This window comes from Halomonas sp. YLGW01 (assembly GCF_014840935.1).
Classification (GTDB): domain Bacteria; phylum Pseudomonadota; class Gammaproteobacteria; order Pseudomonadales; family Halomonadaceae; genus Onishia.
In genome coordinates this window covers 2,789,965-2,802,769 of the sequence record NZ_CP062005.1, presented here as the reverse complement: position 1 = coordinate 2,802,769, position 12,805 = coordinate 2,789,965, and the positions used below count along the sequence as shown (strand labels likewise).

Below are 12,805 nucleotides of genomic sequence, written 5' to 3'. Positions count from 1 at the left end.
GGAAACCGGTAGCCGGTAGCCGGTATCAGGCCGCGGGCCTGTCGAGGCGCAGACGAGTCCGATGCATCGGTGCTTGGCCCGGGGAACTCCCCCGGGCCTTTTGCATTAGCCGGGCGGGTCTGTAATCGCGGGGGATCAGGACCCGGGGTGCATGAGGTCGGTCGAGGCGTTGGAGAGGAGTCGGGCAGTTCGTCGCGGGCCGGAACTTCTGGTCGCGTCGCGGCTCGGGTAGACTAGAGATGTCATCCACGGGGGCCCTATGAACCGCCAGTTTTCCCGCAACGATCACCTGATCCAGCAGTTCGATACCATTCTTCGCACCCTGGTGCCCCACGCCGCTCAGCCGTCGCGGCCGAGCCCGGCGGCGGGGGTGCAGGACGGCGCGCTCGACGAGACCGAGCGCGCCCACGCCGTGGGCCTGATGCGCATCAACCACACCGGCGAGGTCTGTGCCCAGGCCCTCTACCAGGGGCAGGGGCTGACCGCCAAGCTGCCCGATATTCGCAGCCAGATGGAGCAGGCCGCCCAGGAGGAGATCGATCACCTGGCCTGGTGCGATGCCCGTCTCGAGGAGCTCGACGGCCGCACCAGCCTGCTCAACCCGCTCTTCTACGGCGCCTCCTTCGGGCTGGGCGCCGTGGCCGGGGCGGTGGGCGACCGGGTGAGCCTGGGCTTCGTGGCCGCCACCGAGGAGCAGGTTGGTGAGCACCTGGACGAGCACCTGGAGGCCTTGCCGGCGGGAGATCGCCGCTCCCGGGCGGTGCTCGAGAAGATGCGTGAGGACGAGGCCCATCACGAACGCTGGGCGCTGGAAGCCGGTGGCGCCGAGTTCCCGGCCCCGGTCAAGGCCGGCATGCGGCTGGTCTCCAAGCTGATGACCACCAGCGTCTATCGGCTCTGACGCTTACCGTACTGCCCACAGACGACGCCCCGCCAGGCAGCCTGGCGGGGCGTCGTCATGAGAGCGTGTCGCGGGGGCGAGTGCTCGTCAGTCCATGTTGCGCGAGTAGAAGATCTCGAGCATCTCCTTGCGCAGGCGGCTCTCGATGTCGCGCGCCTCCTCGAAGGTCAGGTCCCGGCGCGAGGTGCCGAACAGGTAATTGTCGAGCTCGAAGTCCTTCAGCAACATCTTGGTGTGGAACATGTTTTCCTGATACACGTTCACGTCGACCATCTGGTAGGCGTTCTTGGTGTCCTCGGCCAGGTAGTCCTGGATCGAGGTGATGTCGTGGTCGATGAACAGCTTCTTGCCGTCGACGTCGCGGGTGAAGCCCCGCACCCGGTAGTCCATGGTGACGATGTCGGAATCGAAGCTGTGGATCAGGTAGTTCAGCGCCTTGAGCGGGCTGATCATGCCGCAGGTCGAGACATCGATGTCCAGACGGAAGGTGCTGATGCCGTTGTCCGGGTGGGACTCCGGGTAGCTGTGCACCGTGACGTGGCTCTTGTCCAGGTGGCCGACCACGGTCTCCGGCAGCGGGCCCGGGCCGGGGGCGGTCTGCTCCGGCGCGGGATCCTCGAGCTCATGCTCGGCGATCAGGATGGTCACGCTGGCACCGTGGGGCTCGTAGTCCTGACGCGAGATGTTGAGCACATGGGCGCCGATGATATTGGTGACATCCTTGAGGATCTGCGTCAGCCGCTCGGCATTGTAGAGCTCGTCGATGTAATCGATGTAGGCCCGACGCTGATCTTCGGTCTTGGCATAGCAGATGTCATAGATGTTGAAGCTCAACGAACTGGTCAGGTTGTTGAAGCCGTGGAGTCGGAGATTGTCGCTCACGTCCGAGCCTCCCTCAGGTGCTTGAGTGCGTGGTATGCCTGGCGGTGTCGCAAGCGCAAGCCGACATGGCTGGCGGACTTGGCCGGGGCTGCATGAAAGGCGCGTATTATGCACACCCCGAAGCACGGGCGCACCCGCTCCGGGGTGTTTTGGCGGAATTCAGTCCTCGACGATGGTGAAGGAGTGCGTCACCTCGACCCCGCCGTTGGCGAGCATGATGGAGGCGCTGCAGTATTTCTCCGCTGACAGGGCCACCGCCCGCTCGACCTGCTTCTCCTTGAGGCCCTGGCCGCTGACGGTGAAATGGACATGGATCTTGGTGAAGACACTGGGCACGCTGTCGGCGCGCTCGGCCTCGATGCTGGCCACACAGTCGCTGATCGGGGCGCGGGACTTCTCGAGGATCTGCAGCACGTCGAAGGAGGTGCAGGCCCCGAGCCCCATCAGCAGCATCTCCATGGGGCGGGGACCGGTGTCGCGGCCGCCGTGGTCGGGCGGTCCGTCGATCACCACGCTGTGGCCGCTGCCCGATTCGGCGACGAACTGGCGACCATCGGTCCACTTGACGCTGGCTTTCATGAGGCTATCTCTCCATCTGGGGTAAAAGCTGGGGTAAAACCTGAGGTAAAATGGCTATCCACGCGAACGGCGCTTGAGGAAAAGGGGCGCGGCCAAGGGGCACCAAAGGCGTAACGAGACGCTCACTCTGCCATGGCGCGCAGCCGGGTATCCAGTGCGGCCAGGCGCTCGGGCGTGCCCACGTCGACCCAGGGGCCACGATGATGATGGCCGGCGACCCGGCCTGCGGTCATGGCGTCCCTGAGCAGCGGCGCCAGGGCGAAGGCGCCGGGGGGCGTATCGGCGAGGAGTGCCGGGTCGATCAGGCTGAGGCCGGCGAAGGTCAGGCGCGGCGTGCCGCTTGCCTGGACACGGCCCGCGCCATCCAGGTGGAAATCGCCCTCGGGGTGATGGTCCGGATTGTCGACCAGCCACAGGTGGGCGAGGTCGTCCTTCAGCATGGGCAGCCGGGTGAGATCCGGCGCGCACCAGACGTCACCGTTGATCAGCAGAAAGGGGGCCTCGCCGAGCAGCGGCAGCGCCTTGTGGATGCCGCCGCCGGTCTCCAGCGGGCTATCTTCCCGGCTCCAGGCGATGTTGACGCCATGAGCTGCACCGTCGCCCAGCGCCTCGATGATCTGGTCGGCCCGGTAGCTTATGTTGATCACCACATCAACGATGCCGGCGGCCGCCAGGCGTTCCAGGTGGTGAACGATCAGCGGTTTGCCGGCCACCGGCAGCAGCGGCTTGGGGCAGGTGTCGGTCAGCGGGCGCATGCGTTTGCCGAGCCCCGCGGCCAGGATCATTGCCTTCATGCCGTCGTCTCCTGGACCATTACTTCACTGGTCGGCGCGTCGATGCCTCGCGCCGCCAGCGCTTTCTCGAGCGCCGGGGTGAAGGTGGCGTGAAGCCAGCGACGGATATCCGCAAACTCGGCCCAGGGCGCTAGGCTGTCATCAAGATGCGCAAGGAAGTGCGGCAGGCGCGCGAGATAGCCGGCCTTGCCATCGCGCAGGGTCAGGCGGCAGAAGATACCGAGCACCTTGAGGCAGCGCTGGGCCGCCATGGCATTGCACCAGAAGTGGAACCGCTCGGCGTCGACGGTCGGGTCGAGGCGGCCATCGGCAATGGCGCGCTGACGAAAGGCGTCCTGCCAGAGCCTGAGCGTTGCCGTGTCGAAGCGCCGGTAGCGTCCGCGGGTCAGCGAGATCAGGTCATAACTCAGCGGGCCGGCCACGGCGTCCTGGAAATCGATCAGCACCAGGGCATCGTCATGGACCATCAGGTTCATGGCATCGAAGTCCCGGTGCACGGTGACACGCGGCTGCGCGAGGGCGCTGTCCACCAGCTGCGCCACCAGCGACTCCCATCCCGGCGGCGGGGCGATGCCCAGCAGGCGCTCGAGGCACCAGTCGGGGAAGAGATCGAGCTCGCGGGTGAGCAGGGCGGCATCATAGGCCGGCAGGGCGTCGGCGGGGGCCTTGGCCTGCAGCTCATGAATCAGCGCGATGGCCTGTTCATAGCCCGCGCGGGTGGTCGAGGGGGAGGTGAAGCGTTCCTGCAGCGGGGTATCGCCCAGATCGTCCAGCGCTAGGAAGCCGGCCGCGAGGTCGGCATGATGCACCCGAGGCACCGGCAGCCCGGCGGCCTGCCAGGCCGTGGCGATGGCCAGGAAGGGACGGCTGTCCTCTTGGGCCGGCGGGGCGTCCATCAGCATTCGGGTCGCGCCGTCGGGCAGCGTCAGGCGGTAGTAGCGGCGAAAGCTGGCGTCGCCGGCGGCCAGGGCCAACTCTAGGGTGTCGGGCGACAGGCCATATTGCTCGGCGGCCCAGGCGGTGAGGGCGCCGAGGCGTGCGGGGTCGGCCGGGGGCATGGGCTCTCCTGTAGTGATACCGACCGCGGTGTGCGGGTTGACGCTCTCCTCGGGGCATCACATGCTGAATGTCTTGCGCGCCGTCCGCCGGGACCTCGGCGGGCGGCAGCGGTGCCGGCCGAGCGGTGGCAGACAGCCGGAATGCGATCTGTATAATACCGATTTCACCCGTCAAGGACAGCGAGGAAGATGGGCAAGCGACACTATTGGAGTGCCCTGGCCGGTCTCGCCACCGTCGCCGGCAATCATGCCCTGGCGGCTCCGCCGGCATCGCTGCCGGCGGCTCAGCTCGACTGGCAGCCCTGGGGCGACGAGGCACCCGCGGATGCGCTGTGCCGGGGTCACTATGTGATGCCGGACTACCGGCTGCCGGCCGGTGAGAACCCCGAGGCTATCCGCTCCTCGTCGGACAGCGCCCGCTATGACGAGGACGGCACGGTGCGCTTGGCCGGCGAGGTGCTGCTGCGCCGCGGCAACAGCCAGGTCGAGGCGCCCGAGGTGTTGCTGGGCCCTGCGCGCGAGCGTGCCCAGGTCTCGGGGCCGCTGGCCCTGCGCGACCGGGGCCTGCTGGTGCGCGGCGCGTCCGCCGAGGTGGCGTTGAACAGCGATGCCGCCTCGGTCGACAGCGCCCACTACGTGACTCACGATGCCCGCCTACGGGGCGATGCGCAGCGGCTCGCCCGTCTCGAGGACGGACGCTACCAGCTCAGCGACGCCAGCTTCACCACCTGCGAGCCGGGCAATGCGCTGTGGCGACTGGTGGGCAGCGACATCGTGCTGGATCGCGAGTCGGGCTTCGGTACTGCCAAACACGCCCGCCTCGAGGTGCAGGAGGTGCCGGTCTTCTACTGGCCCTGGGTGCGCTTCCCGATCGATGACCGCCGTCAGACCGGCTTCCTGTGGCCGGCGATCAGTGTCTCCGGCAATGGCCTCGACTATTCGCAGCCCTTCTACTGGAACATCGCTCCGAATCAGGATGCCACCATCACCCCGCGCTGGGTCAGCGACAGCGGCCTGCTGCTGGGCGGCGAGTATCGCTACCTGCAACGGGACTTCTCCGGCACCCTGGAAGGCGCCTACCTGTCCCGCGATCGCAACGCCGGCGACGATGATGGCAGCACGGCACTCGAGGATGGCGATACCCGCTGGTATATGGACTATCACCACCAGGGCCAGCTGAGTTCCCGGCTCGGCTACGAGCTAGCCTATGGCGCGGCCAGCGACGGCGCCTACTTCGACGACTTCGGCCGCGACTTCGGCGAGTCCGAGACCGACAAGCTGTCGCGTCTGGCGCGCCTCGGCTATGGTGGCGAGACGTGGCAGCTCGAGGCCAGCGCCCAGGGGTATCAGAAGCTCGAGGATCCTCTGGATGATGACGACAAGCCCTTCTACCGCCTGCCGAGCCTGACCGCCAACGCGCGCTGGGATCAGGACAACGGTGTCTATCAGCAGTGGCGCTCCAACGCGACCTACTTCTGGCGCGACGTCGACGAGACGGACAGCGACATCGACGACGATGAAGCCGCCAACGGCAGCCGGGTGCACCTGGCGCCGGCGCTGGGGTGGCGTGCGGACCCGAGCTGGGGCTTCCTGGAGCCGAAGGTCACCCTGGACTCCACCCACTACGAGCTCGACTATGGCAACCGGGACACCGACAACGCCACCACCCTGTCCCGCAGCGTGCCGGTCAGCTCCATCGATGGCGGCCTGGTGTTCGAACGCGAGCTGTCGGCCTTCGGTGGCGACTATCGTCAGACCCTGGAGCCGCGCCTCAACTACGCCTATGTGCCGGCCGAGGATCAGCAGGAGTACCCCGACTTCGATACCAGCGAGAAGGCCTTCTCCTGGGGGCAGCTGTGGTCGCCCTATCGCTTCTCGGGCGCGGACCGGGTCGGTGATCTGAACCGGCTCTCGGGTGGCGTCAGTTCCCGCTTCCTGGCGGACGACAGCGGCCGCGAGCGCCTCGATCTCGGCATCGGCATGGGCGTCTACTTCGAGGATCGCACCATCGACATGGACGGCGACCCGAACGACGTGCCGGATCGCGATAGCGACTATGACGCCTGGTATCGCGCCACCCGGGATCGCACGCCCCTGGTGACTAAGGCCGAGTGGCAGATCAATGAGGCCTGGAGCGCCGGCTCCACCTGGCTCTACGATACCGAACGCGACCTGACCGAGCGCAGCGGCGTGGATCTCGCCTATCGCCACCCCGATGGCCATGTGCTGAACCTCGGCTATGGCTGGGAGCTTCAGGGCTATGACCCCTCCGCCGATGACGAGGAAGATCAGGTCGGCTATGACCAGGAGGAGTTCGATGTCTCCTTCGCCCTGAGTACCGGCGCACGCTTCGACCTGATCGGGCGCTACCTGTACGACAATACCAACAGCCGCTCCCTGGAGCGTCTGGCAGGGGTGCAGTGGAATGACTGCTGCTATGGCCTGCAGCTGGTGTGGCGCGACTGGGTCGAGGACAACGATACCGCCGATTCCATCGACGATGACTACACCGATCGCGGCATCTTCCTGCGCTTCATCTTCAAGGGCCTCGGCGGGGTGGGGCAGGAAGCGGACACTTACTTCGAGCAGGCCATTCCCGGCTACCGCTCCACCGATTTCTGAGCCTTGGGCGCCGCGGCGCGCAGGCATCGATACCGGCGTTCCAGACATCATCACGAAAGAGGTACTTATGCGCAGTCGACTGATCGCCCCGCTGGCCATGGCCCTGATGGTGGCCCTGCCCCTGGGGGCGGCCCCGCTGACGGCCCTGGCCCAGCAGCTCAGGCCTCTGGATCACATCGTGGCGGTGGTCAACGAGGGCGCAATCATGCACAGCGAGCTCGAGAGCCGGGTCGCCCGGGCCCGCGATCAGCTGGCCAAGCGCGGCGTCACGCCGCCCAGCGATACGGCCCTGGAACAGCAGGTGCTGGATCGCATGATCGTCGAGGAGATTCAGCTGCAGATGGCCCGTGACGCCAACCTGAGCGTCGACGACACCGAGCTCAACCGCACGGTGCGTGGCATCGCCGAGAGCAACGGTATGAGCCTCGAGCAGTTCGCCGATACCCTCGAGGCCGATGGCCTGACGCTGGCCGCGGTGCGCGAGGATGTGCGTCGCGAGCTCTTGATGCGCCAGCTGCAGCAGCGCCGCGTGGCCAGCCGGGTCACCATCAGCGAGCGCGAGGTGGAGCGTTACCTGGAGCAGCAGGGCGCCAACGGCGACGTGCGCTATCGCCTGTCGCACATCATGGTCGCGCTGCCCCAGTCGCCCAGCCAGGCCGAGGTCGACGAGGCCCGTGCCACGATCGAGGGCCTGCGTCGTCGGCTCGACAATGGCGCCGACTTCGCCAGTCTGGCGGCCGCGGAATCCGATGGCGGCCAGGCCCTCAACGGTGGCGATCTGGGCTGGCGCTCGGCCGCCGAGGTGCCGAGCATCTTCACCCAGGCGGTGCCGTCGCTGGACGTGGGTGAGGTCTCCGCGCCGATCAGAAGCCCCAGCGGCTTTCATCTGGTCAGGCTCGCCGACCGCGAGGGCGGCCAGGGCCGCAATCCGACCCAGCGCAATCAGGTGCGCCAGACCCTCTTCCAGCGCAAGGCCAACGACGAGATGGAAGTCTGGCTGCAGGAGATCCGCGCCGGCGCCTACATCGATAACCGCCTGAACGGGGCCAGCGGATCATGAAGCCGCCGGTACTGGCGCTGACAACCGGCGAGCCCGCCGGCATCGGCCCGGAACTGGCGCTTCAGCTGGCCGCCGAGGGCGTGGCCTACGTTACCCTGGTGGCGGTAGGGGACCCGGACCTGCTCGAGGCTCGGGCGGCTCAACTGGGGCTCGCCGTGACGCTGCGGGTGCTGACCCCCGGCGAGACGCCGCCGGCGCCGCAATCCGGGGTGCTGCCGGTGTGGCCGGTGGCGCTGAAGGCGCCATGCCGGGCCGGCGAACTCGAGCCCGCCAATGGCGCCTACGTGCTCGAGACGCTGGATCTGGCCATCGCCGCCTGTCGCGAGGGCCAGGCTCAGGGCATGGTCACCGCGCCCCTGCACAAGGGGGTGATCATCGAGGGCGGCCAGGCCGGCTTCACCGGCCATACGGAGTACCTGCGGGATGCCTGCGGGGTCGAGGAGGTGGTGATGATGCTCGCCACCGACCAGGCCCTGCACGGCCAGCTCGATGGCCCGGCGCGCTGTCCGCTGCGGGTGGCGCTGGCCACCACCCACCTGCCGCTGCGCGAGGTGGCCGATGGCATCACCGCCGCGGGGCTGAGCCGTGTATTGCGCATCCTCGATCGCGACCTGAAACGCTACTTCGGCCTGGCCGCGCCGCGGCTCAAGGTCTGCGGGCTCAATCCCCATGCCGGCGAAGACGGCCACCTGGGCCGCGAGGAGCTCGAGACCATCACCCCGACGCTTGAGCGCCTGGCGGCCGAAGGGCTCGATGTGCGTGGCCCCTATCCCGCCGATACCCTCTTCACGCCGCGGCATCTCGATGACGCCGATGCGGTGCTGGCCATGTATCATGACCAGGGACTTGCCGTGCTCAAGTACGCGGGCTTCGGGCGCGCCGCCAACATTACCCTGGGTCTGCCGCTGGTGCGTACCTCGGTGGATCACGGCACCGCCCTGGATCTCGCCGGTCGCGGCATCGCCGACACCGGCAGCCTGCGAGTCGCCGTGGCCCTGGCGGCCGAGATGGCCGCGAGTGGCACTCAGGCCTAGCCGGCCTCGGCCACCTGCTCAGTTTCGTCCGCGGCCGTCCCCGTCATCCATCCGTGTCGGTTGCCGTGTCGGCAAGCCCCCACACCCGTCAGAACCAAAGGATCATCAATCGCATGTCTTCACGCCCTCCCATGCATCGGGCCCGCAAGCGTTTCGGCCAGAACTTCCTGCGCGATTCAGGCATCATCTCGCGCATCGTGCGGGCCATCGATCCGCGCGCCGGCGAGCGGTTGGTCGAGATCGGCCCCGGCCAGGGCGCGCTGACCGAGCCGCTGATCGAGGCCGCCGGCGGCGCTTTGGAAGTGATCGAGCTCGACCGCGACCTGATCCCCGGCCTTAGGGTGCAGTTCTTCCAGTATCCCGATTTCGTGATCCACGAGGGAGATGCCCTGGCCTTCGATTTCGCCGCCCTGCGTGGCGACGGTCCGGCGTTGCGGGTGGTCGGCAACCTGCCCTACAACATCTCTACGCCGCTGATCGTGCACCTGCTCGAGACCTCCGGGGCGATTGCCGACATGCACTTCATGCTGCAGAAGGAAGTGGTCGAGCGCCTGGCCGCCGAGCCCGGCGGCACCAACTGGGGACGGCTGTCGGTGCTGGCCCAGTACCATTGCCAGGTCGAGTCGCTGTTCGTGGTGCCCCCGGAGGCCTTCGTGCCGCAACCCAAGGTCGAGTCGGCCATCGTGCGGCTGGCGCCCCACGAGACCCTGCCGCATCCGGCCAAGGATCCGGCCTTGCTGTTCGATGTGGTCCGTGAGGCCTTCGGCCAGCGCCGCAAGACCCTGCGCAACAACCTCAAGGGGCGTGTATCCGCCGAGGCCCTCGAGGCGCTGGGCATCGATCCGACCCGGCGGCCGCAGACCCTCTCCGTCGAGGAGTTCGTGCGCATCGCCGATCACCTGGCCGAGGAGGTCGCATGAGTGAAAGCCACCGCGAGGCCCTGATCGCGGCGATCTCCGTCGATGTCGAGCCGGCCTATCGTGCCGAGGAATCCGACGTGGCCGAGTCCCGTTACGTGTTCAGCTACACCGTGACCGTGCACAACCGCTCGTCCCACAGCGTGCAGCTGCTGGCACGGCACTGGAAGATCACCCAGAGCAGCGGCAAGGTGCAGGAGGTGCGCGGCAAGGGCGTGGTCGGCAAGCAGCCGCTGATCGGCCCCGGTCAGACCTTCAGCTACACCAGTCGCGCGGTACTGGATGGCCCGGTGGGCGTGATGGAAGGCGACTACACCTGTGTCGATGCCGCCACCCAGCAGCACGTCGAGGTGCCGATCACGCCCTTCCGCCTGGCCAGCCCCCACCAGGTGCATTGACCGCCATCGGCGGTCCTGCAAGGCTGGGCTCGGCGCCTGATATGGTGAGCATACGGCGAGCCGTGTCGTGGCCCTGCCGGCCTCGCGGTATCTTCGGTTCGCATCCTTCAAGCCCTTGTCACCAGGAGACGTCATGACCACCTATGCGATCGGCGATCTGCAGGGCTGCCACCGGGAGTTCGTGGCGCTGCTCGAGCGGCTCGACTTCGCCCCGGGTCGCGACCGGCTGTGGCTGGCCGGCGACCTGGTCAATCGTGGGCCGGGCTCGCTCGATTGCCTGCGCGAAGTCATCGCGCTCGGCGCCTCGGCCCGGGTGGTGCTCGGCAACCATGATCTTCATCTGCTGGCGGTAGCCCGCGGCGGGGCGACCACCAAGCGCTCCGACACCCTGGCGCCGATTCTCGAGGCGCGAGATCGCGAGATGCTGCTCGACTGGCTGCAGCAGCAGCCGCTGATGGTGCGCGAGCGAGTGGGCGTGTCAGGTATAGAACCAGGCGAGGCGGGCGATACCGTGATGTGCCATGCGGGATTGCTGCCCCAGTGGTCGGTGGCAAAGGCTCAGGCGCTGGCCGGTGAGGTCGAGGCGCGGCTCGCCGGGGACGCCGGTGACTTCCTCGCTCGGATGTATGGCAACCGTCCGAACCGTTGGCGGGACGATCTCGACGGCATCGAACGCCTGCGCTTCATTACCAATGCCTTCACCCGCATGCGCTTCATCGATTCCGAGGGGCATCTCGATTTCTCCGCCAAGGAAGGGCTCGACTCGGCGCCGGAGGGCTTCGCTCCCTGGTTCATCTATCCCCGCGAGGACGATCCCCACATCCTCTTTGGCCACTGGGCGGCGCTGGAAGGGGCCACCCCCGGCAGCCGGGTGCGCGCCGAGGCCCTGGATACCGGCTGCGTGTGGGGCGGCAGCCTGACCGCGCTGGATCTCTCCACCGGCAAGCGCTATCACCAGCCGAGCCGCGATCCCAGACGGGCCCGGCCCTGACCGCCCCGAGGCCTGCATCACCTTCTCTTCCGTCCCTTTTCTTCCCGTACCTTCTCTTTCCTGGAGTTACCATGAGCGATACGCCCTTCGAGCACCTGGACATCCCCACCCTGAAAACCTGGCTGGACGCCGGCGAGTCGCTTGCGCTGGTCGATATCCGCGACCCGATGAGCTTCGCCCAGGGCCATATCCCGGCGAGCCGCCATCTGGATAACGCAAGCGTCGGCGCGCTGCTCGACGAAACGTCCAAGGACACGCCGCTGGTGGTGGTCTGCTACCACGGCCATTCCAGTCAGCAGGCCGCGGCCTGGCTCGCCGGCCAGGGCTATGCCCGGGTGTACAGTCTGGATGGCGGCTTCACTGACTGGGCTGCCCGGCATCCTACCCGTGTGGCCACGGCACCGGCATGAGCGGCGATCGTTTCCTTGAAGGCCTCGAGGTCTATTGCGTGGGCGGTGCGGTGCGCGATGCGCGCCTGGGCTGGCCGGTGGTCGATCATGACTGGGTGGTGGTCGGGGCAAGCGTCGAGGAGATGACTCGGCGCGGCTTCACCCCGGTGGGTCGCGACTTTCCGGTCTTCCTGCATCCGGTGACCCATGAGGAATACGCCCTGGCGCGCACCGAGCGCAAGCGCGGTCACGGCTACACCGGCTTCGTCGTGCATGCCAGTCCAGAGGTCAGCCTCGAAGATGACCTGGCGCGCCGCGACCTGACCATCAACGCCATGGCCGAGGCCGCCGACGGCACCCTGACCGATCCCTTCCAGGGCCAGCAGGACCTCGCCGCGAAGCGGCTGCGCCACGTCTCGCCGGCCTTCGTCGAGGACCCGCTGCGGGTGCTGCGTACCGCGCGCTTCCTGGCCCGCTATCGGGGGCTTGGCTTTCATATCGCCGAGGACACTCAGGCCCTGATGCGCGAGCTCGCCGAGAGTGGCGAGCTTGCGCACCTGGTCGCCGAGCGGGTCTGGACCGAGACCGAGAAGGCGCTGGGCGAGCCGTCTCCCGCGGCCTATTTCACGGCCCTCGATGACTGCGGGGCGCTCGACGTGCTGATGCCGGAGCTGGTGGTCGACCGTGAGGCCCTGAGCGTGGCCCTGGACCGGCTGCATCGCCTGCCGGCGCCGCCGAGCGATGGCGCGGACGACGAGGCCAGTGACCTGCGGCGCTGGCGCTGGGCGCGGCTTCTCGAGCACCTCGAGGAAGGCGACCGGGCCGCGCTTGCCGAGCGTCTCAAGCTGCCCAAGGCCTACGCCGACCTGGCGCGCCAGGCATCCCGGACCCGAGCGTTGCGCTTGGACAGTGAGGCAGCGCCCCTCGCCGCCGCCCAGGTACTCGGCTGGCTGGACGGCATCGATGCCTGGCGGCGCGACGAGCGCCTGGCGCCGCAGTTGGCACTCCTGTCGCTGGACGCGCCGGAGCTCGCCCGGCGCCTGGACGAGGCCTATCGGGCGGCGCAGGCGATCGCGCCCAAGGCACTGCTCGAGGAAGGCTTCAAGGGCAAGGCGCTGGGGGACGAGCTGGCGAGGCGTCGCCTTGCCAGCATCCAGAGAGTCCTGTCGGGCCCATGAGC

At 67.9% G+C, this 12,805-nt stretch carries 13 protein-coding genes; 9 read left to right on the top strand and 4 right to left on the bottom strand.

Features of this window, described 5'->3' with window-relative positions; translation table 11 throughout:
• Nucleotides 1-259: 259 nt before the first annotated feature.
• A complete protein-coding gene (coq7, locus tag IEJ03_RS12805) occupies nt 260-901 on the top strand; it encodes a 2-polyprenyl-3-methyl-6-methoxy-1,4-benzoquinone monooxygenase (protein WP_192035225.1) in 642 nt (213 codons plus the stop codon).
• A gap of 87 nt (nt 902-988) precedes the next feature.
• Here coq7 and speD read toward each other — a convergent pair whose 3' ends face one another.
• The 4 genes from speD to IEJ03_RS12785 form a co-directional block, all read right to left on the bottom strand.
• Nucleotides 989-1,783 (bottom strand): adenosylmethionine decarboxylase, encoded by a 795-nt coding sequence (speD, locus tag IEJ03_RS12800; protein WP_192035224.1) that lies wholly within the window; start codon nt 1,781-1,783, stop codon nt 989-991.
• Between the two features lie 159 nt (nt 1,784-1,942).
• On the bottom strand, nt 1,943-2,362 hold the full coding sequence (locus IEJ03_RS12795; RefSeq protein ID WP_192035223.1) for an OsmC family protein: 420 nt from the start codon (nt 2,360-2,362) through the stop codon (nt 1,943-1,945).
• Nucleotides 2,363-2,484: 122 nt separating this feature from the next.
• Nucleotides 2,485-3,156 carry an N-acetylmuramate alpha-1-phosphate uridylyltransferase MurU gene (gene murU / locus IEJ03_RS12790; protein WP_192035222.1) on the bottom strand — a complete coding sequence of 224 codons (672 nt, stop codon included), beginning with the start codon at nt 3,154-3,156 and terminating at the stop codon, nt 2,485-2,487.
• The gene (locus tag IEJ03_RS12785; protein ID WP_192035221.1) at nt 3,153-4,214 is read right to left on the bottom strand and encodes a phosphotransferase; all 1,062 of its coding nucleotides are present in this window, start codon (nt 4,212-4,214) and stop codon (nt 3,153-3,155) included. Before IEJ03_RS12785 ends, murU begins: the two co-directional genes overlap by 4 nt.
• A 189-nt stretch (nt 4,215-4,403) precedes the next feature.
• On the opposite strand from IEJ03_RS12785, the gene IEJ03_RS12780 reads away from it, so the two are divergent.
• The 8 genes from IEJ03_RS12780 (at nt 4,404) to IEJ03_RS12745 (ending at nt 12,803) form a co-directional block, all read left to right on the top strand.
• A complete protein-coding gene (locus IEJ03_RS12780) occupies nt 4,404-6,836 on the top strand; it encodes an LPS-assembly protein LptD (RefSeq protein ID WP_192035220.1) in 2,433 nt (810 codons plus the stop codon).
• A 67-nt stretch (nt 6,837-6,903) separates the two neighbouring features.
• The gene (locus tag IEJ03_RS12775) at nt 6,904-7,896 is read left to right on the top strand and encodes a peptidylprolyl isomerase (protein WP_192035219.1); all 993 of its coding nucleotides are present in this window, start codon (nt 6,904-6,906) and stop codon (nt 7,894-7,896) included.
• The gene (gene pdxA / locus IEJ03_RS12770) at nt 7,893-8,930 is read left to right on the top strand and encodes a 4-hydroxythreonine-4-phosphate dehydrogenase PdxA (RefSeq protein ID WP_192035218.1); all 1,038 of its coding nucleotides are present in this window, start codon (nt 7,893-7,895) and stop codon (nt 8,928-8,930) included. Before IEJ03_RS12775 ends, pdxA begins: the two co-directional genes overlap by 4 nt.
• A gap of 113 nt (nt 8,931-9,043) precedes the next feature.
• Nucleotides 9,044-9,850 carry a 16S rRNA (adenine(1518)-N(6)/adenine(1519)-N(6))-dimethyltransferase RsmA gene (gene rsmA, locus IEJ03_RS12765; RefSeq protein ID WP_192035217.1) on the top strand — a complete coding sequence of 269 codons (807 nt, stop codon included), beginning with the start codon at nt 9,044-9,046 and terminating at the stop codon, nt 9,848-9,850.
• Nucleotides 9,847-10,245: a Co2+/Mg2+ efflux protein ApaG gene (gene apaG, locus IEJ03_RS12760; RefSeq protein WP_192035216.1), complete on the top strand. Its 399-nt coding sequence runs from the start codon at nt 9,847-9,849 to the stop codon at nt 10,243-10,245. The genes rsmA and apaG overlap by 4 nt, the downstream gene beginning before the upstream one ends.
• Before the next feature lie 133 nt (nt 10,246-10,378).
• A complete protein-coding gene (locus IEJ03_RS12755; protein ID WP_192035215.1) occupies nt 10,379-11,236 on the top strand; it encodes a symmetrical bis(5'-nucleosyl)-tetraphosphatase in 858 nt (285 codons plus the stop codon).
• A 71-nt stretch (nt 11,237-11,307) separates the two neighbouring features.
• Entirely contained in the window at nt 11,308-11,646 is a 339-nt protein-coding gene (gene glpE, locus IEJ03_RS12750; RefSeq protein ID WP_192035214.1) for a thiosulfate sulfurtransferase GlpE, read from the top strand.
• Nucleotides 11,643-12,803 (top strand): polynucleotide adenylyltransferase, encoded by a 1,161-nt coding sequence (locus IEJ03_RS12745; RefSeq protein WP_192035213.1) that lies wholly within the window; start codon nt 11,643-11,645, stop codon nt 12,801-12,803. Before glpE ends, IEJ03_RS12745 begins: the two co-directional genes overlap by 4 nt.
• The last annotated feature ends 2 nt before the right edge of the window (nt 12,804-12,805 follow it).